The 16825-nt window shown below is 44.0% G+C and carries 20 protein-coding genes and 1 pseudogene; 11 read left to right on the top strand and 10 right to left on the bottom strand.

The annotated features are described in order from the left end of the window. Both IBX40_04755 and IBX40_04750 read right to left on the bottom strand, forming a co-directional pair. A partial coding sequence (locus IBX40_04755) for a hypothetical protein (protein MBE0523628.1) occupies nt 1–195 on the bottom strand: 195 nt, incomplete at its 3' end. Nucleotides 196–660: 465 nt separating this feature from the next. Beyond that, a pseudogene (locus tag IBX40_04750) lies at nt 661–1712 on the bottom strand (hypothetical protein). A 327-nt stretch (nt 1713–2039) separates the two neighbouring features. On the opposite strand from IBX40_04750, the gene IBX40_04745 reads away from it, so the two are divergent. The 4 genes from IBX40_04745 to IBX40_04730 all read left to right on the top strand — a co-directional run bounded on the left by IBX40_04745 (nt 2040) and on the right by IBX40_04730 (nt 5360). Next, nucleotides 2040–3062: a cobalt-precorrin-5B (C(1))-methyltransferase gene (locus tag IBX40_04745; GenBank protein ID MBE0523627.1), complete on the top strand. Its 1023-nt coding sequence runs from the start codon at nt 2040–2042 to the stop codon at nt 3060–3062. After that, the gene (locus IBX40_04740) at nt 3059–3682 is read left to right on the top strand and encodes a cobalt-precorrin-7 (C(5))-methyltransferase (GenBank protein ID MBE0523626.1); all 624 of its coding nucleotides are present in this window, start codon (nt 3059–3061) and stop codon (nt 3680–3682) included. The genes IBX40_04745 and IBX40_04740 overlap by 4 nt, the downstream gene beginning before the upstream one ends. A gap of 135 nt (nt 3683–3817) precedes the next feature. After that, nucleotides 3818–4792, top strand: coding sequence for a radical SAM protein (locus IBX40_04735; protein MBE0523625.1), 975 nt, complete (start codon nt 3818–3820; stop codon nt 4790–4792). 64 nt (nt 4793–4856) lie between these two features. Next, nucleotides 4857–5360, top strand: a complete 504-nt coding sequence (locus IBX40_04730; protein MBE0523624.1) for an amino acid-binding protein — start codon at nt 4857–4859, stop codon at nt 5358–5360. A gap of 24 nt (nt 5361–5384) precedes the next feature. On the opposite strand, the gene IBX40_04725 is transcribed toward IBX40_04730, so the two are convergent. Continuing rightward, entirely contained in the window at nt 5385–6443 is a 1059-nt protein-coding gene (locus IBX40_04725; protein ID MBE0523623.1) for an acyltransferase, read from the bottom strand. Nucleotides 6444–6558: 115 nt separating this feature from the next. Between IBX40_04725 and IBX40_04720 the strand changes: the two genes are divergently transcribed. From IBX40_04720 to IBX40_04700, 5 genes are all read left to right on the top strand, one after another. Next, a complete protein-coding gene (locus IBX40_04720) occupies nt 6559–6753 on the top strand; it encodes a CooT family nickel-binding protein (protein ID MBE0523622.1) in 195 nt (64 codons plus the stop codon). A 19-nt stretch (nt 6754–6772) separates the two neighbouring features. Continuing rightward, nucleotides 6773–7795, top strand: coding sequence for a type II glyceraldehyde-3-phosphate dehydrogenase (locus IBX40_04715; GenBank protein ID MBE0523621.1), 1023 nt, complete (start codon nt 6773–6775; stop codon nt 7793–7795). A gap of 64 nt (nt 7796–7859) precedes the next feature. Continuing rightward, nucleotides 7860–9062: a U32 family peptidase gene (locus IBX40_04710; GenBank protein MBE0523620.1), complete on the top strand. Its 1203-nt coding sequence runs from the start codon at nt 7860–7862 to the stop codon at nt 9060–9062. Nucleotides 9063–9107: 45 nt separating this feature from the next. After that, entirely contained in the window at nt 9108–9347 is a 240-nt protein-coding gene (locus IBX40_04705; protein ID MBE0523619.1) for a hypothetical protein, read from the top strand. Then, entirely contained in the window at nt 9344–10087 is a 744-nt protein-coding gene (locus IBX40_04700; protein MBE0523618.1) for a lipoate--protein ligase family protein, read from the top strand. The genes IBX40_04705 and IBX40_04700 overlap by 4 nt, the downstream gene beginning before the upstream one ends. Nucleotides 10088–10089: 2 nt before the next feature. Here IBX40_04700 and lipA read toward each other — a convergent pair whose 3' ends face one another. Beyond that, nucleotides 10090–10929, bottom strand: coding sequence for a lipoyl synthase (gene lipA / locus IBX40_04695; GenBank protein ID MBE0523617.1), 840 nt, complete (start codon nt 10927–10929; stop codon nt 10090–10092). 546 nt (nt 10930–11475) lie between these two features. Between lipA and IBX40_04690 the strand changes: the two genes are divergently transcribed. Both IBX40_04690 and IBX40_04685 read left to right on the top strand, forming a co-directional pair. Next, on the top strand, nt 11476–11970 hold the full coding sequence (locus IBX40_04690; protein ID MBE0523616.1) for a rubrerythrin family protein: 495 nt from the start codon (nt 11476–11478) through the stop codon (nt 11968–11970). Nucleotides 11971–11999: 29 nt separating this feature from the next. Continuing rightward, entirely contained in the window at nt 12000–12500 is a 501-nt protein-coding gene (locus IBX40_04685; protein ID MBE0523615.1) for a nitroreductase family protein, read from the top strand. Nucleotides 12501–12567: 67 nt separating this feature from the next. Here the strand turns inward: IBX40_04685 and IBX40_04680 are convergent, their stop codons facing one another. Genes IBX40_04680 through cbiT form a run of 6 tightly spaced genes read right to left on the bottom strand, consistent with a single transcriptional unit; the run spans nt 12568 to nt 16736 of the window. Then, a complete protein-coding gene (locus tag IBX40_04680) occupies nt 12568–13260 on the bottom strand; it encodes a precorrin-8X methylmutase (protein MBE0523614.1) in 693 nt (230 codons plus the stop codon). Next, nucleotides 13250–14023, bottom strand: a complete 774-nt coding sequence (gene cobJ / locus IBX40_04675) for a precorrin-3B C(17)-methyltransferase (protein MBE0523613.1) — start codon at nt 14021–14023, stop codon at nt 13250–13252. The genes IBX40_04680 and cobJ overlap by 11 nt, the downstream gene beginning before the upstream one ends. Next, nucleotides 13992–14894, bottom strand: a complete 903-nt coding sequence (gene cbiG / locus IBX40_04670) for a cobalt-precorrin 5A hydrolase (protein ID MBE0523612.1) — start codon at nt 14892–14894, stop codon at nt 13992–13994. The genes cobJ and cbiG overlap by 32 nt, the downstream gene beginning before the upstream one ends. After that, the gene (gene cobM / locus IBX40_04665; protein ID MBE0523611.1) at nt 14861–15595 is read right to left on the bottom strand and encodes a precorrin-4 C(11)-methyltransferase; all 735 of its coding nucleotides are present in this window, start codon (nt 15593–15595) and stop codon (nt 14861–14863) included. Before cobM ends, cbiG begins: the two co-directional genes overlap by 34 nt. After that, on the bottom strand, nt 15567–16190 hold the full coding sequence (locus IBX40_04660) for a cobalt-factor II C(20)-methyltransferase (protein ID MBE0523610.1): 624 nt from the start codon (nt 16188–16190) through the stop codon (nt 15567–15569). Before IBX40_04660 ends, cobM begins: the two co-directional genes overlap by 29 nt. Beyond that, nucleotides 16191–16736, bottom strand: a complete 546-nt coding sequence (gene cbiT / locus IBX40_04655; protein MBE0523609.1) for a precorrin-6Y C5,15-methyltransferase (decarboxylating) subunit CbiT — start codon at nt 16734–16736, stop codon at nt 16191–16193. Nucleotides 16737–16825 lie beyond the last annotated feature (89 nt).

Raw genomic sequence — 16825 nt, 5'->3', positions numbered from 1 at the left:
GCTTAGCTCGGCACGCCTGCGTTTATCTGCGGTTCGAATTCTCATAGCTATCAGGTAATACCTAAGTAACATTTCTTTATTTTGATCTTTATCTGGATATTTTCCCTGGATGATGATTCGATTTTTCTTACCTCCCAGTTTTTGTGGTGCATTTTTTACAAGATTCTCAATATCTTCTTTCTTAATTTTACGCATGTTTATTTCAAAAGTAGCATGCTCCGAAAAGATGATATTCATCCATTCCCGCTTCTATCAATAAAATTTTTAAAGAACCGATAAATATATATATGACAATGAGTAACTTTTATGTTGAATAAGTTAGAAATAATTATTCGATTTGGGAGTTTCCCACTCTTCAATAGATGTACTAAATAATTTATGAGCGGGTTGGGGAGTGGGGGTTAGTTTATAAAAGATGTTATACCCGCTCAAGTAAATATTAATTTTATAGGTTATTAAGTTAACGGTGTTTTATTATGAAATAATCCATAGTGTCAAGATTGGCCTGGATTTTACATAATAAGCATCAGCAAACTGCTTCTACATTCATTTCTGCTCCTAAAATGGCTTGAAGAGTAGAAATCAATTCACAAGATGGTTTAGTCGACTCCAAAACTTCAATAAAATCTTCCAGAACACTTATTCGCTTCATATCAGCAATTAGTATAGCAAGCCCCTTGACATGCAATTGATTATGATGCTGAGTGCACGGGAGCAGTCTGCTGCCTTTATCGGATCAGTCTCAACCGCAAACTTGCCACCGACAATATCCTCTGCACCTGCTGTCAGAATCCTGATGCAACTGCATAAGCACCTATGCTGACAGCCTTCTCGCTCATCCATTCGGGCGCTGCCGCTGCAACTGGAAGGTCTGATATGTCAACACCAAGCTCGTTTGCAATAGAGGCTGCAACGACGAGTGTCCTGCTTATATCAACACAGGAACCCATGTGAAGAACAGGTGGTATCCCAAGCGATTTACAGAGAGATTTTAAACTTTCTCCTGCCAAATCTGCCGCATCAGGGAGTAGAAGCCCTGCTTTTGCACACGCAATTGCACTACACCCTGTTTCAACAACAAGAATATCTTTCTCAATCAGCGCCTTTGTCATCTCAACATGGTTCTTATCCTGCACCACCTTGGGGTTGTTACACCCGACAAGAGCAACAATTCCCCTGATCTTCCCTTCTTTTATTGCATCGATCAACGGTGCTAAGCTTCCACCAAGTGCCGCAATGATCGCCTCAGCACTAAATCCCGCCATCATATCGACTGGCTTTGATGGTATCAGCACTTTTTCTGGATTGCGGTTTTTAAAGTTTAAAATTGCCCGTTTTACTATTCCCTTTGCGATATCAAACCCATTTTCCTCATCAAATTCAATATGCTCAGCGTTTGGGAATTTCGCCTTCGTTGATGTTGAGATGAACAGCGTGTGATAGCACTTTGCAACCTCTCCAAGTGATGGCATTATACACTGCACATCTACAACCATCGCCTCAACGGCCCCTGTTACGATTGCAAGCTCCTGGTTAAGGAAATTTCCAGCAACAGGAATACCACGTCTCATCAAAAGCTCATTTGCGGTACAGCACATCCCACATAGATTAATACCGTTAGCTCCTTCCATCTTTGCAAGTTCCACAAGTTCCGGATCCTCTACTGCTTCTGCAAGGGTGCATTTAACACAAAAAAATGTAATTATAAGCATAGACTTATAATAATAGTATAAAATTCAAGCCAAGGATAACGAAAATTGAGATTTCGTCAATGACCCCGGACCAGATGTCCGAAGGTATCAGGACGGTGCACATTGCTTTGATATTTCCATTGGTTCGATGATTTTAGTTTTCAATCCGGGCGTAGGGAAGCAAATGAAAAACCCTAAAAGAAAGCGTAAAATGCAGCCATTGCAAGAGTGATAAATAGCGTCGTACCTACCCATACTTTAGCAGCACCGTATTTTGCAGGAGGCCGAATCCACACCTTTTTATCGCTTAATATTCATTTCAGACCCCACAAATAAAATCCAGATAATATGATCTTAACAGACCCTGTAAACGATTTCCAAATTCCCAAACAATGGCTCGAAAGAGTTACACTACCCCTTGAAGTATTGATCGATGGTGTAAATAAGGGACTGCTTGTAGTTCTGTCCAATGGTAATATCCTGCACCGGGGATACACTACTGGTACCACTGCAGCAGCCGCTGCCAAAGCCTCTGTACTCTCCCTTAAGAGGGACGTTGAGAGTGTCTCGGTCCCCACACCCTGTGGGGTCAGAGCAGAACTTAACGTGAGAACAAAAGATGGAAGGTGCGAGGTTGTGAAGATCTCTGGCGACCATGAGAGTGATGTGACCCGAGGTCTTGTGATAGCAGCAGAGGCAAGGGAGTCAGATTCGATCCGGTTATCGGCAGGTAAGGGCATCGGTATCACGATGAGAGGGGGCCTGCAGGTAAAGGAAGGTGAGCCCGCCATCAATCCTGTACCCAGATGTCAGATTATAGATGCTATCCTTGAAGCGTTAGATGAGTGCAGATTGGAAGGGGCTGCGGTTACCATATCCGCTCCTGATGGCGAAGCAGTGGCAGCCCGGACCCTGAACCCAAAGGTGGGTATCAAAGACGGCATATCTATATTAGGTACCACCGGATTCGTGGAACCCTGGAATGACCACCTGGGTGAGACAAAGATGGAATTGATCAGTGAAGCCTCCAGGGTTGTGCTGACCACTGGCCGAATCGGCATGCGCTATTCCCAGATGCTGTTCCCTGAATATACCTCTGTAATGGTGGGCAGCAGGCTGGATGAAGGCATTCAGGCTGCCATAGGTGAAACAATAATATGCGGTTTACCAGGTCTGATACTTAAATGGGCAGTGCCTGATATACTGGAAGGCACAGGGTTCAATACAGTACAGGAAATGATAGATAATAACAGGGAAAATCCATTAATTTATACGTCACTGACAGAAGTTGGTGAAAAATCAAACGGTGCAAGGATAGTGATTGTAGACCGGACTGGCAATATTATCTTGGATACGGGTGAGATGGCATGAAGATCGTGGGAGTAGGTGTTGGTCCTGGCATGTTGACTTCTGAGGCCTCAAAAGTAATTCAACATGCAGAAATTATTTATGGTTCTCCCCGTGCTATCAAACTGGCACAGGAATACATAACGTGCGAGGCAAAAAACATTGGTGATTATTCAAAGATCAATGAACTGCCTTCAAATGCAGTTGTGCTGTCAACAGGAGACCCCAACCTTTCAGGTTTGGGGAAATATGCAGGTCCTGATGCCGAGATAATACCTGGTCTCTCCTCGCTGCAGGTGGCATGTGCCAGACTAAGGGTAGATATAGCAGATGTTGTAGTAGTCACCGCGCATGGCAGGAATCCCACGTCAGCGGTAGTAAAGTTCAGACAAGCCATTGAATCCGGCTCAACTGTGTTTTTACTGCCTTCACCTGAAATGGGTGTTGATATGGTAGCCTCGACACTTGAGAGCTTCGGGCTGGATGTTCCCATAGCTGTGCTTGAACATCTGGGATATCCTGATGAACACGTCGAAGTGGGAAATGCTGATAAAACTCCCTTAGTAAATTCTTTGCTTTATTGTATAATGACAGGACCTGCTATCAGGCTGGATTTTAATCTAAAAAATAAGACGAAAATCTAGATTTAAAAATCCTCAAGGTCTAACATAATAAAACCACCACAATTGTACTAATATAAATTTTACTATTTAATATATCAGAACAATAATATATTCCCATGTAAAATTAATATGATATGTGATTCATGTGAGACGACTATGAGAACATTTTCACCCATCCTTGCATCTCAAGCCCTCTGGCAGTTACGCATCAGAAAAAGACCATTTGTGCTGTCCCACGGCATCAATGCCAGGTGCAACATGCACTGCAGTTTCTGCGATTACTGGCGGGAAGAAAAAGATGAAATGAGTACAGAAGATATCCTGTCCATGCTAGATGAAGCCAGGACTTTTGGCATCAAATATTACAATGCATGGACCGTTGAACCGCTTCTAAGAGAGGACCTGCCCCTTATTATGGCTCATGCCCGCAGCATTGGGATGATCACTTCCATGATCACCAACGGGAAGTTACTGAAACAGCGTGCGCATGAACTGGACGATGTGGATTACCTCTCAGTATCAGTAGATGGGATAGATACATACAAGGACATCAGGGGTATGGATTTCCAAATAGTCCTGGACGGGATCAATGCAGCGAAAGATGGGCGCAGGAACCCAATTCTGATGAACTGCGTTATATCGGGCCAGAATCTGGATGATATTGAACTACTGATCCGTTTGGCTAAGGAATTGGGGGTTTGGATTTCATTTGAACCCCTGTATGAATCTGAAGATATCGACCAGAAGGTCTGGGACAGTATAGGGATCAGGGATATGGAAAAATACCAAAATACTATAACAAGGATAATCCAGTTGAAAAAAGAGGGGTATCCCATTATCAACTCGCTGACATACCTTGGAATGGTAAGGGATATGAACATGGATTTCAATTGCCATGCTAATAACATCATCCTGAATATCACTTCAGATGGATGGATTGAAAATTGCCGTGTAAAGAAAAAACGATTAGGTTACATCAGTGAAGGACTGGAAAATGTTTGGAACAAATCCTTTGAACTGCGAAAAAAAACAACTAAAGAGTGTAAAGGATGCCTGTTTTTCGGATATGTGGAAGGAAGTCTAATGTATGATTTCAAGCCTGAAGTGGTGGCCCATTACGAATGGATATGAAATTTATTCAATTAAATATTTGTAATATGTAATATTATCTAAAATATTAACGCAGGTAAATTTTATGTGGAGCAAGATATTAGAGAGCTTTAAAAAACATCCTGCACAGGAAAAAGTTATCAGGCTCCTGTTAGAACGTGGGTTCCAGGTCAATAATGACGGGCGTGTAGTATCGGGTAATATTGAGATCCCCCATGCTCAGATCGCAAAGGAGATCGGAGTAGACCGCAGAGTAGTAGATTCCACATGCGAGGTGGTCTTATCTGATAAGACCCTCCACAATATTTTTAAAGACATTCATACTATCCCCTTTTTAAGGGATGTAGCTCCATCTCTGGATCTCGGGGTCATTATCATAACTCCGGGAGATGCATCTGAAACAGGAATATTAGGTAATGTAGCAAATGCAGTAGCGAAGGAAGGATTAAGCATCAGGCAGGCTGTTACCGATGACCCTTACTTGACAGAAAATCCTGTAATGACAATTATTACTGATAGTAAAGTACCTGGTGAACTGGTTGAAAAGTTGATGAAGATACCAGGCGTAAAAGGTGTAACTGTTTATTAAGAATTAGAGAATTAGTATTTTGTATTATTTCTTTTCAGTGGATTTTTGCTTAGCAGTGGTTTTTTTAATTGCTGGTTTGTTTTTGTCTACATCAAGTTTGTTAAGTTCAGGTACCCTCACTGCCGTAATCATTCTTTTGTAAGGGATTCCTGCTGCAGTAGTCTCACCTGACTTTTCAGCCATCTTTTGTGAAGAGGATTTTGTTGTTGGTACCACATCCAATATTCCACCGGGTCGTTCTTCTTCTTCCATCAGACCCCGGGATATTATCACACCACCAGGAGCCCGCATGGCACCATCTACCCTTGCCTCCTCATGAATATAGATCTTACCACCATTGATCTCTCCCATGATGTGCGTGCCCTTGTACACACGTACATCACCCCTGGTAACCAGATCACCGTGTATAATATTATTTTCACCCACTTTGATCCCATTCTCGGTTTTGATGCTGCCGAACAGGGTGTTATTATCCATCATATCAAGAGATGAAGCCCTGATATTTCCCATCATCCTGCAACCACTACCTATTACAGCTTTATCCGGGACCCTGATGGATTCCAGATCAATCTTGGAACCGCTGGGCACCACAAAAAGTGTATCTGTCTCCAGTTCATCATCTTCAGCAAAGAGTTCTTCCATTGCTTTTTCCACTTCTTCGTCCTTACCCATTCTCAATAGTTCGGTCAGGTAAAGAAAAACATATATAAATACAGGAATGGGATTTCTTACAACTATCCAACCCCTGGCTTCGAAACCCCCTTTTATTTTCACATCCTTACCGATGTCCAGGTCACCTTCAACAATCAACTTTCCATCAATATTTACAAATTCACCGATATAAGCATCATTTTTAGTTTTGATATTTCCGCCGATCTGGGACCACATATCGATCCTGATCTCTTCGGTCCCTATTACATTTCCGTTGATCTTGACCCTTTCTCCGGCAATAACAGAATTAGCTATAATACCGAATCCCAGTTCAGAATGGTTGCCTATAATAGCGTCACCGGCCACCACAATCGAATGTTCTTCCATTGATGTATTATCAGGAATTATGAACGTTTTCAGAAGTTCTTCCATCTACGTTTTGCTCCGGTATAGTTTGAAGTAATTAATATCCAGAGTATATAAATTGTTTTGCATTTAAAATACGAATATTTTATTTCATAATAAGCCATTTATCTATTTGGTTATTATGTGTGAACTAAATGTCAATATGGTTGAAGGGACCAATACAATAACATTAATGGAAGATGTTGTGCGCCTTGTGGTTAATAATAATAATGAAATAACGATCACAGGCATGTTAGGAGAAACCCTTACAGTCCAGGGGAAAATAATGCACGTAGATCTTACAAAACAGGAAGCATTGATCCGGAAGATAGATTAGATTACAGAGGGAGAAATATATGGCTAAAGCAAAGATCGCAATAAATGGATATGGTACTATTGGCAAACGAGTGGCAGATGCCGTAACTGTCCAGGACGATATGGAGATTATCGGAGTAGTAAAGACCCGCCCTTCTTTTGAAGCAAAACTATCAGCCGACAGGGGATTTGATCTTTATGCATCTTCTGTTGATAAAATAGGAGCGTTTGAAAAATCAGGTCTTGAAGTATCAGGGTCTCTTGAGGACATGATAGGTAAGGCCGACCTGGTAGTAGATTGCACACCAGGAGGAGTGGGGGCTACTTATAAGGAGCTATACCAAAAACACGGTGTAAAAGCTATCTGGCAAGGGGGAGAAGACCATGAAATGGCAGGTTTTAGTTTCAACTCAGAAGCAAATTATGAAGATGCTATTGGCAAGGATTTTGCAAGGGTTGTCAGCTGCAATACCACAGGACTTACCAGGTCGATATATCCATTAGATCAGACCTATGGTGTAAAAAAAGCCAGGGTCACTTTAATGCGAAGAGCAGCAGACCCTGGCAACATAAAGAGCGGCCCCATTAACGCGATTATTCCAGACCCAATCACTCTGCCCAGCCATCACGGGCCTGATGTAAATTCCATACTACCACATATTGAAATTGTCACAGTAGCAGTGAAACTATCAACTACACTTATGCATTTCCATGCTTTGAACATAGAACTTAACAGTGATTTTGAACCTCAGGACATTATCGACCTGTATGATTCAAGGCCGCGTATCAGGTTCGTATCAGGTGCTGAGAACATCAAGAGTACAGCTGAGGTCATGGAACTCGCAAGGGACCTGGGCAGAAGTCGCAGCGATATGTTTGAGAATGTGATCTGGAAGGACAGTATCAGCAAATATCATGGTGAACTATATTTTTTCCAGGCCATTCACCAGGAATCTGATGTTGTGCCGGAAAATGTGGATGCCATAAGGGCCATGTGCGAGCTGGAATCAGACGGTGCCAGATCAATTGAAAAGACCAATAAGACAATGGGGATAGGTAAGTAGGCCTGTCCATTCATTTTTTTTGTTTTGGTTAAGCTATTTATCCCTTTCATGCTATTAACTTGTCATGCAAGGCCGAATTCCTGAACTTGTGGTAGGTGTTCGAAACCTAGCTGCCTTTACAGCAGGTAAGGATCACGTTGATGCCGTTTATTTTTCAGTAGACAGGTTCAGTCTCAGAGCCAGGGCTAAAGACTTCACACTGGATAACCTTGAAAAGTTTACCGATAAAGTAAAAGAGAGTGGCCTGAAATCTTATTTGGCAGTCAATACTGTTGTCTATCCTGAAGATCTACCTGCTATGAGTTCTGTTCTGGAGGGAGCAGAAAATGCTCAAGTTGATGCAGTTATTGCATGGGACCCCGCTGTAATTCAAGTAGCATTGGATCAGGGTCTCAGGGTCCATATATCCACCCAGGCCAATGTTTCTAACTGGCAGGCAGCGGAATTTTACCAAAAACTGGGGGCTAGCCGTGTGGTATTATCAAGGGAGTTAAGCCTTAAGCAGATCAAGGATATCAGGCAGCATACATCAATAGAACTCGAAGTATTCGTGCACGGTGCCATGTGCCAGGCGATCTCGGGGCGATGCTACCTGTCAGCTTACCTGCTGGGAAAATCAGGTAACTGCGGCGATTGCATCCAACCCTGCCGTTGGCAGTGGACCCTGCACGGTGAAGACGGGGCGCTTGTCGAATTGGGAGGAAAATTTCTGCTCAGTTCTAAAGACCTGTGTATGATAGAACATATTCCTGAACTAATAGAAACTGGAGTAGATGCATTTAAAATCGAGGGCAGGCTGCGGAATACAAGTTACACATCCACTGTTTCCAGATGTTACCGGCAGGCACTTGATGCATATGAAAACGGTTCGTATACCATCCTAAAAGCCAGGGAATGGAAACAAGAATTGAACGATGTTTATAACAGGGAATTTTCCACTGGATTCTATTTCGGAGTGCCAGGGCCTGATGGACAGGCTGTGGAAGCTGATATGAATGCATCCCCTGTAATCAGACATGCTGTAGGTGTGGTTCTAAACTATTTCCCAAAGCAGGGTGCTGCAGCCGTCAGGCTGCTGGAACAGGGACTGGTCGTAGGGGATATCGTCGTTATTGAGGGGACAAATACCTATGTAGAGCAAAAAGTAGAGTCATTGCAAATAGGGGAGAAATCGGTCCGGAAAGCCTTGAAAGGTGACGAGGTGGGCCTGGGCGTGACGGGAAGGGTCAGGAAAAATGATAGAGTGTACAGGGTAAAAAATTGTTGAGGGAATATCATGGGTACAGCATCGCTTAAAGTCAGTGGAGGTAAAATGGTCAATACAAAGGTGGAATTGCATAATGGCAGTATCATATCCGTACAGTTCACAGGAGATTTCTTCCTGCACCCTGAAGAGCTCATAGAAACGATCGAATCGTCACTTATCGGAAAAAGATTAGGTGATGATGACCTGGCACAGACCATTGATCACGTTCTTCAGGGGCATAATGCCCAGCTTATCGGTGCATCGGCACAGGACTTTGCCCGGGTGATCATGGAGGCATCACAATGAAATGGCGGGTGATCCCCCTTGAAACCCATGATGCTGCCACGGCAATGGCACTGGATGAGGCTGCCAGTGAAGCTGTCAGGGCAGGCGGTCCCCCTACCATCCGGTTCTATCGCTGGCTGCCCTCAGCTGTTTCTATCGGATATTTCCAGAGCATGGAAACCGAGGTGAATCTGGATGCGTGCAGGCAGCTGGGTGTGGACCAGGTCCGCAGGCGTACCGGCGGGGGTACAGTGTATCACGATCATGACGGCGAGATCACCTATTCGGTGATCGCTCCGGAATCATTTTTCGGCAAGGACATTATTGCATCATATAACCTTATCTGCGGCTGGATCGTGGAAGCCTTTTCAAGATTGGGGATCTGTTCGGAATTCAAGCCCATCAATGATATTGTCACCCAGGGAAAAAAGATATCGGGCAATGCCCAGACCCGCAGGGGCAAGGTGTTGCTCCAGCACGGGACGATCCTGTACGATCTGGATGTAAAGAGGATGTTCTCGGTTCTCAGGGTGTCTGAGGAAAAGATATCAGACAAGATGATCGCTGCCGTTGAGGACAGGGTCACCTGTGTGCGAAGGGTGAGTAATGCCACACGGGATGAAACGTATCAGGCACTCTGTGAGGCATTTACAAAAGATAAAGACTTCTATGAAGGGAAATGGACTGAAAAAGAATTAGCTTATGCTAAAGAACTGGCAGAAACAAAATATTCTACAAGAGAATGGAATTTCCAGCGCTAATGTTATGCTACACTTTTCTCATACATCTCAGCAGCAGCAAAACTACTTCGCACAAACGGTCCTGAAGAGCAGATAAAACCAATTTCTTCGGCCATTTTCCCAAATTCCGAGAATTCTGCAGGCGTTACATAACTGGACACTTGTATCTGGTTTTTTGATGGTCTCAAATACTGTCCCAGTGTCAACATATCCACACCAGCGTTTCGAAGGTCATGCATGGTTCTAATTACTTCCTCATCGGTCTCCCCGATACCCAGCATTAATGAGGATTTTGTCTTTATCCTTCCATCAAGCCTTTTTACTTCTTGAAGTACTTGAAGGCTTTTCTCATAACTTGCCCGCCAATCCCTCACTTCAGGTGTAAGCCGACTGACCACCTCTATATTATGTCCGATGACATCTGGTCCTGAAGCTACTACTGTTTCAAGGTCTTTCCCCAGATAGTCAGGGATCAGGACTTCCACCCGGGCCCTTATTTTCCTGACCTCTTCCACACAACTGGCAAAATGTCCAGCTCCCCTGTCAACCAGATCATCCCTGTCCACTGAAGTTATCACCACATATTTCAGGGACAATCGTTCTACAGCCTCAGCAAGCCTGAAAGGTTCAGTGGGATCTAACTTATCAGGTTTTCCATTTTCTACGGTACAGAACATGCAGTTGCGGGTGCATACCTCTCCCAGGATCATGAATGTTGCTGTCCCGCTTCCCCAGCATGTGGATTTATTGGGACAGTGTGCCTCCTGACATATTGTAGTCAGGCCTAGCTCGCGAAGTACAGATGCGATTTTTGGAAACTTGTTGCCGGTATCGAGCTTTGTTTTCAGCCATTCGGGCTTCATAAATAACTCCTTTTTCTGGATACATTATATGTTTTTAGTTATGATGTAATCTCTCTTTTTGTTTTTGAATATTTTCACCAGGCGTTTGCAGAATACTATGCGGGGATTATATGCCCCGTATTTCCAGAGGCTACGTCAGGAGCTAAGCTAAACAAGTGCTCCTGACTATGTATATATAAAAAAGAAACAAAATCCACTAAGTTGTGAACTACTGCCCGGCACAGATTATGGAATGCTTTAGCCGGATGCAGTGAAAGTCGCACGTCCGGTTCGTAGATACGCTCTTGCAAGAACTAATTGTACTTGTTGCTTACTATATAGGTAGGTCGAGAGGGAGCGCGTGTAATCGTTCTTCCATATTCGGCGAATTCTATTCCGGCGGTGAGGAATGCAATAATTAATCCAAAACAATTATCTTCAAACCTCACATCACCCCGCCCCCAGAGTAAATAATAAGTACCACCTGCCCCCAATGACTTTACTACACCTGAAATAATAATTCCATCGAAAGTATGTGCAGTGAAATCTAATCTATGAGGTTAAGAAATGACTACAGATGATAATCTAAAAGCGGCTTTTGCCGGTGAATCACAGGCTAACAGGAAATATATCGCTTATGCCAAAAAAGCGGACCAGGAAGGGTACCATCATGTGGCCCGACTTTATAGAGCAGTGGCAGAAGCAGAAACCGTGCATGCACTGAACCATTTGCGGGTGATGGATGGAATGCGAAGTACTGATGAGAACCTGAAAGCTTCTATTGAAGGGGAAAATGCAGAGTTTCAGGCGATGTACCCAGGGTTTATTAAGGAGGCAAAGGCGGAGGAAGCACAGGATGCTGCAATCCTGAGTTTTGATCTAGCTAATCAGGTGGAGCAAATCCATGCCGGCTTATTCAAGGAGGCGCTGGAGAATCTGGGTAGCAACAAGGAAGTTGACTACTATGTGTGTCAGGTATGTGGCAATACCGTAAAAAATAATCCACCTGATAGATGCCCCATCTGTAAAGCATCAAAGGATATGTTCAATAAGATTGAGTGAAGGGTTATACAGACCATAGGGGGTATTTAATGGAAGTATATGAAGCCATCCAGAAAAGAAAAAGCATCAGGAAATTCAAACCCGGATTGGTACCTGATGAGACCATTCATAGACTTCTGGAGGCAGGCACCCAGGCTCCCAATGCATTCAACAAAGAGCAGTGGGAGTTTATCCTGATTAAGGACAAGGTATTGCAAGATAAGATAGCACAAATGAGGGCTAAGATACCACCCCAGAAAATTGCACTTGAAAGTGCACCTTTGATACTTGTGGTATACTACAACAACGAACTGGGAATGGATGCCATAGCTTCAGCTTATGCATGTATTGAGAATATCCTGCTTGCCGCCACGGCCGAAGGGCTGGGTGCGGTCACATTGACATCCCGGGGTAGCAAGATAAAGGATCTGCTGAACATACCAGAAGGATACGACGTTGCTGCCATAATACCCATAGGGTATCCCGACGAGAATCCGGATAAACCACCACGTATACCTGTGGCTGAAAAACTTCACATTAATGGATGTTAGAAATTAATCCTGATACATTCATCAGAGAAGGATTTGTGTATAAAGGTATAGGCGCGGGGACAAGCTGTCAAAGTTGGGATACACTATTAATTACCAGCAGTTCATTGATACAGGCCACTGCCACAGGTGTGCCCCCACGGGTCCCGATGCAAGTAATAGAAGGAACATCAAGCTCCCTGACCATCTCTTTTGATCCGGCAGCATTAACAAAACCCACAGGAACAGCAATAATAAGAGCAGGTCTGATCCCAAATTCCACCATACGACACAAAGTAATGGCTGCTGATGGAGCATTTCCGATAACCACTACTGAGTCCTGAAGTATATTTCCGGCAGCCAGGAATCCTGCTGAAGTCCTGGTAATGCTTCGGTCCCTGGCAATATCCCCGGCACCTTCCATATCCAGGACGCACTGAATCTCACATCCATGCCCGGTCTTGATAATACCGGTCCTGACCATCCTGATATCAGTGAATATGGATGCTCCGGCTGATATTGCCTCCAGTCCGGCTTTAATGGGATCGCTGGTGAACACAAGCAAGTCCTTGAAACCCGGATCTCCTGTGGCAATCACGCACCTCTGGCGTATCCTGTCTTCCAAAGAGTTGTCGCCTACGATCTTGCGTACAATCGCACGCCCCTCCTCAGCTATGGTCTTGGCTTCAGGGGTGGTAGCCCCGGGTTCTATGCATTTTCGGACCAGTTCAGGGTCAATCTCTTTTGTGGGATGGGCCGCTGCTGTTAATAGATCAGTAGTCATATTTTTTATGATACCCCCTTGGAGTAATGATCTTATTATCCCAGATCCTTGATTCACTGTTCCCTATGATCACAGTGGTTCTCATATCCACTTCATCGTCATGGTCCAATGCCTCTCCCAGCGTGGTAACGATCACTGCAGGTTCTTCCTCTCGCAACGCATTCCTGACTATTCCTACAGGTACGGAATCGGCTCTGTTACGCTGGATGATCTTAATAGCTTGCTGGAAATTTGTATTTCTATTTCTGCTTTTAGGATTATAGAGACTTATGACCATATCTGCTTCAGATGCTGCTTCCAGGCGTTTTTCGATAATATCCCACGAAGTGAGCAGGTCGCTTAAACTGATAACTGCAAAATCTGTCACTATTGGCGCACCCAATAGACTGGCCACTGCACTTATAGCAGTTACACCCGGTATGATCTCGATATCCACCATTTGATCAGATTGCTGTACCATTTCCAGCATAAGTCCTGCCATTCCATATACATTGGAATCGCCGCCGCTGACCATTGCTACCTGGTTGTTTCTGGCCAGTTCAACTGCTTTGTTAGCCCTTTCCACTTCATGCCCCATGCCTGACCTGATCACCTGCTGTTCAGTAATCAGGTGATTGACCTGGTCTATGTATGTACCATTACCAATAATGATATCTACATCTTTTAGTACCTGTGCAGCCTTCAGTGTCAAATGCTCAGGTGAGCCCGGGCCTATTCCCACCACATAGAGCTTACCTTGCGATGGCGATGGTGACGTTGTCATATACTTTTTTCCTCATTATCAATTTGTGTTCTCTGGATAATGCTAGTGCTGCAGGTTCGCATACTCCGGTAAGGCCCAGCATTGAGGCCTTTGAACTGGAAGGCGGATCAATAGAATTGATTATCTCTGTGGGAACAAATACCAGATGGCTTCTAAGCTGTTTCACAGCAATGATCAGACCTGCTTCATCTTCTTTTATCTGCGCCGATGCAAATAATTCCACATCAGATAATGTCAGGGTGCACTCTGATAGAGCCCGGTTTATTGCATCCAACACATTCTCTGACTGCACATTATTTCTTGCACCTATCCCTACAATTACACCTTTCATGTGATTAGTTTCCTTTTTTTTTAGCACAGAAACATCGGGATCTACCACAACCACTTTGGGTCCATGTATTTCTATAACAGGCAGGTCCGAATTTAGGAAACCGGAATTCACTGCCTTTGTAGAATCCTTGTTAATTATCTCGCAATCAAGTTCATGGGCTATACCTTCCACAGATTGGCGATCCAGAGCTTCTGTTGCAGTTGTAATTACCGGTTGTAAACCAATCTTTACAAGATGCTTTGCCAGGTCATTGGCACCATGATGACCGCCGCTTAAAGCCACTGCATAATTCAGACCTGCATCTACTACAACTACCGGTGGGTCAGTCCATTTATCCTGCAAGAGAGGTGCCAGTTCCCTTACAACAATGCCGCATGCCATGACCGCAACCAGGGCTTCATACCTGGAAAATGCTTCTTTAAATGTTGTTTTTCCAAATGGAATAAGATGTCCTCCTATGCATTCCTGAACCTTGATAGCTGCATTATGATTATGTTCCAGATAGATTATTGCCGTGTGTATAAATGCGACCTCCTGTATTGCCCGGGGTTCACTACCCCGCCGATCAGAATCATAGCAGAGCGTGTAAGTCCTGCAGCTTTGACCTTTGCAGCGATGTCAGATACAGTTCCTTTTATTATTTGCTGGTCATCCCATGATGCATGATATACCACAGCAGCGGGTGTGTCTGGGGGATATTCCACTGCCTGCATGATCTCCTCAATCCTGTGGGTACCCAGGAATACTGCCATGGTGGCCCCATGCCTGGATAATCCTGCTAAATCGTCTGCTTCCAGTGTTTCACCAGCAGGCCTGGTCACGATCAGTGTTTCACTGACCCCTTTTAATGTCAACTGGGTACCAAGGGCTGCGGCGGTGGCTAACAATGATGAAACGCCTGGAACGATCTCTACATCCACATTGTGTTTTGCCAGTTCATTGATCTGCTCTACAATGGCGCCGTATAATGATGGATCACCGCTGTGCAGCCTGACCACCTGTTCACCTTTCTTCACTGATTCAACCATTAATCGGATGATGTCCTCCAGCCCCATCCCGTAGCTGTCCACCTTTTTGCCTGTGAGGTTGTTCAGCAGTACAGGATTTACCAATGAGCCTGCATATACCACAAGATCTGCTGAATCCAGCAATCTCTGGCCTTTTACTGTGATCAGTTCCGGATCACCGGCCCCTGCTCCTACAAAATATATTTTATTTTGTGTCAATATGTTTCCTCGCATGGATAATACTGAAATAATCACCTTTTTCAGGGAATTGTTCAATATCTCTTGTGATCTCTTCATCCTCTGAAAACAGTTTCTGGGCCAGGATAAATTCATCAAATCCTTCAGACTTAAGCCATTTTATGAGCTGTTTTGGACGCCTGGCCTTCATTACTATCCTGTCATTAAAAGGTGATCCGTCGCTAACCTGAAATGAAGTTCCTATCTGTATGTCGGTTCTTGATGCAAATGCTGTTATTGAACTGATGCCCGGTATGGTTTCTATGACAATATCTGGATGGCGCTGGCTGATAAGCTTGCGAAGATGTGTAAAGGTGCTAAAAAAGTTCGGGTCACCAATAAGCCCAAATGCGACCAGTCCATTTTTTGCATGCCTTGCTACTGTATCAGCATTTTCTTCCCAGTGGGATTGAAGCACTTTCTTATCCTTGGTCATTGGAAATTCCAGCATGTGCGGGGCTGCATAAGATTCAACCAGTTTGGCTGCGAGCCGACCAGGTACGAACACTATATCGCTTTGTTTCAATACCTCTACAGCTTTCAGTGTTAATAGATCAGGGTCACCTGGGCCCAGGCCGATTCCAATTAGCAATTAATAATCCTCCTTTTTGTGATCAGTGTCTCCTACGAGTATATAGACGGGATTTAATGGTTTAAAAATGATCTCACCTGCCAGAGGATAATTTTTTGACACCTGGACATGGATAGCTTCCTTAAATATCCCCAATTCCTGCATGGTTTCAATAATAGTTGAAACTGTCTGTATCCTGACAGCATTGACGACTATCCTGCCATTGATTTTTTTTTTGAGTACATGAAGAATACCTTCAATATTTCGGGTACCGCCCACAAATGCACAATCCAGTGGAGGAAGTTTATCAAGAACAGGAGGTGCTTCACCCCTGAGCAATTCAATATTATCAATCTTTTCGTCCAGGATATTCTGCCGGGCAGCAATAATGGCTTCTTCTCTATCGTCGATGGCATATACTTGCCTTGCTAACTTAGCAGCCATTATTGAAATTCTGCCGGTCCCGCAGCCAATATCAGCAAATACGTCACTGACACAAAGATCGAGTTTTGATAATACTATGGCTGCAATTTCGGGTTTCGTGGGTCCGCCCTCTATGATTTCCATCCAGATCCGCCTATGAGATAAATCAAGTAAACTTGAGTTGGATCAATTAAACTTGTTATAGTATATATAATATGACTTTTAAACATATA

This window comes from Methanosarcinales archaeon (genome assembly GCA_014859725.1).
Taxonomy (GTDB): Archaea; Halobacteriota; Methanosarcinia; order Methanosarcinales; family Methanocomedenaceae; genus Kmv04.
Note: the sequence above shows the minus strand (reverse complement) of the source record. Positions and strands in the feature narration are given on the sequence as shown.

What these genes read in the sequence shown, in the direction of transcription:
- IBX40_04745 (MBE0523627.1), top strand. Translation starts at nt 2,040, where the DNA reads ATGATCTTAACAGACCCTGTAAACGATTTCCAAATTCCCAAACAATGG.
- IBX40_04740 (MBE0523626.1), top strand. Translation starts at nt 3,059, where the DNA reads ATGAAGATCGTGGGAGTAGGTGTTGGTCCTGGCATGTTGACTTCTGAG.
- IBX40_04735 (MBE0523625.1), top strand. Translation starts at nt 3,818, where the DNA reads ATGAGAACATTTTCACCCATCCTTGCATCTCAAGCCCTCTGGCAGTTA.
- IBX40_04730 (MBE0523624.1), top strand. Translation starts at nt 4,857, where the DNA reads ATGTGGAGCAAGATATTAGAGAGCTTTAAAAAACATCCTGCACAGGAA.
- IBX40_04725 (MBE0523623.1), bottom strand. Translation starts at nt 6,443, where the DNA reads ATGGAAGAACTTCTGAAAACGTTCATAATTCCTGATAATACATCAATG.
- IBX40_04720 (MBE0523622.1), top strand. Translation starts at nt 6,559, where the DNA reads ATGTGTGAACTAAATGTCAATATGGTTGAAGGGACCAATACAATAACA.
- IBX40_04715 (MBE0523621.1), top strand. Translation starts at nt 6,773, where the DNA reads ATGGCTAAAGCAAAGATCGCAATAAATGGATATGGTACTATTGGCAAA.
- IBX40_04710 (MBE0523620.1), top strand. Translation starts at nt 7,860, where the DNA reads ATGCAAGGCCGAATTCCTGAACTTGTGGTAGGTGTTCGAAACCTAGCT.
- IBX40_04705 (MBE0523619.1), top strand. Translation starts at nt 9,108, where the DNA reads ATGGTCAATACAAAGGTGGAATTGCATAATGGCAGTATCATATCCGTA.
- IBX40_04700 (MBE0523618.1), top strand. Translation starts at nt 9,344, where the DNA reads ATGAAATGGCGGGTGATCCCCCTTGAAACCCATGATGCTGCCACGGCA.
- lipA (MBE0523617.1), bottom strand. Translation starts at nt 10,929, where the DNA reads ATGAAGCCCGAATGGCTGAAAACAAAGCTCGATACCGGCAACAAGTTT.
- IBX40_04690 (MBE0523616.1), top strand. Translation starts at nt 11,476, where the DNA reads ATGACTACAGATGATAATCTAAAAGCGGCTTTTGCCGGTGAATCACAG.
- IBX40_04685 (MBE0523615.1), top strand. Translation starts at nt 12,000, where the DNA reads ATGGAAGTATATGAAGCCATCCAGAAAAGAAAAAGCATCAGGAAATTC.
- IBX40_04680 (MBE0523614.1), bottom strand. Translation starts at nt 13,260, where the DNA reads ATGACTACTGATCTATTAACAGCAGCGGCCCATCCCACAAAAGAGATT.
- cobJ (MBE0523613.1), bottom strand. Translation starts at nt 14,023, where the DNA reads ATGACAACGTCACCATCGCCATCGCAAGGTAAGCTCTATGTGGTGGGA.
- cobM (MBE0523611.1), bottom strand. Translation starts at nt 15,595, where the DNA reads ATGCGAGGAAACATATTGACACAAAATAAAATATATTTTGTAGGAGCA.
- cbiT (MBE0523609.1), bottom strand. Translation starts at nt 16,736, where the DNA reads ATGGAAATCATAGAGGGCGGACCCACGAAACCCGAAATTGCAGCCATA.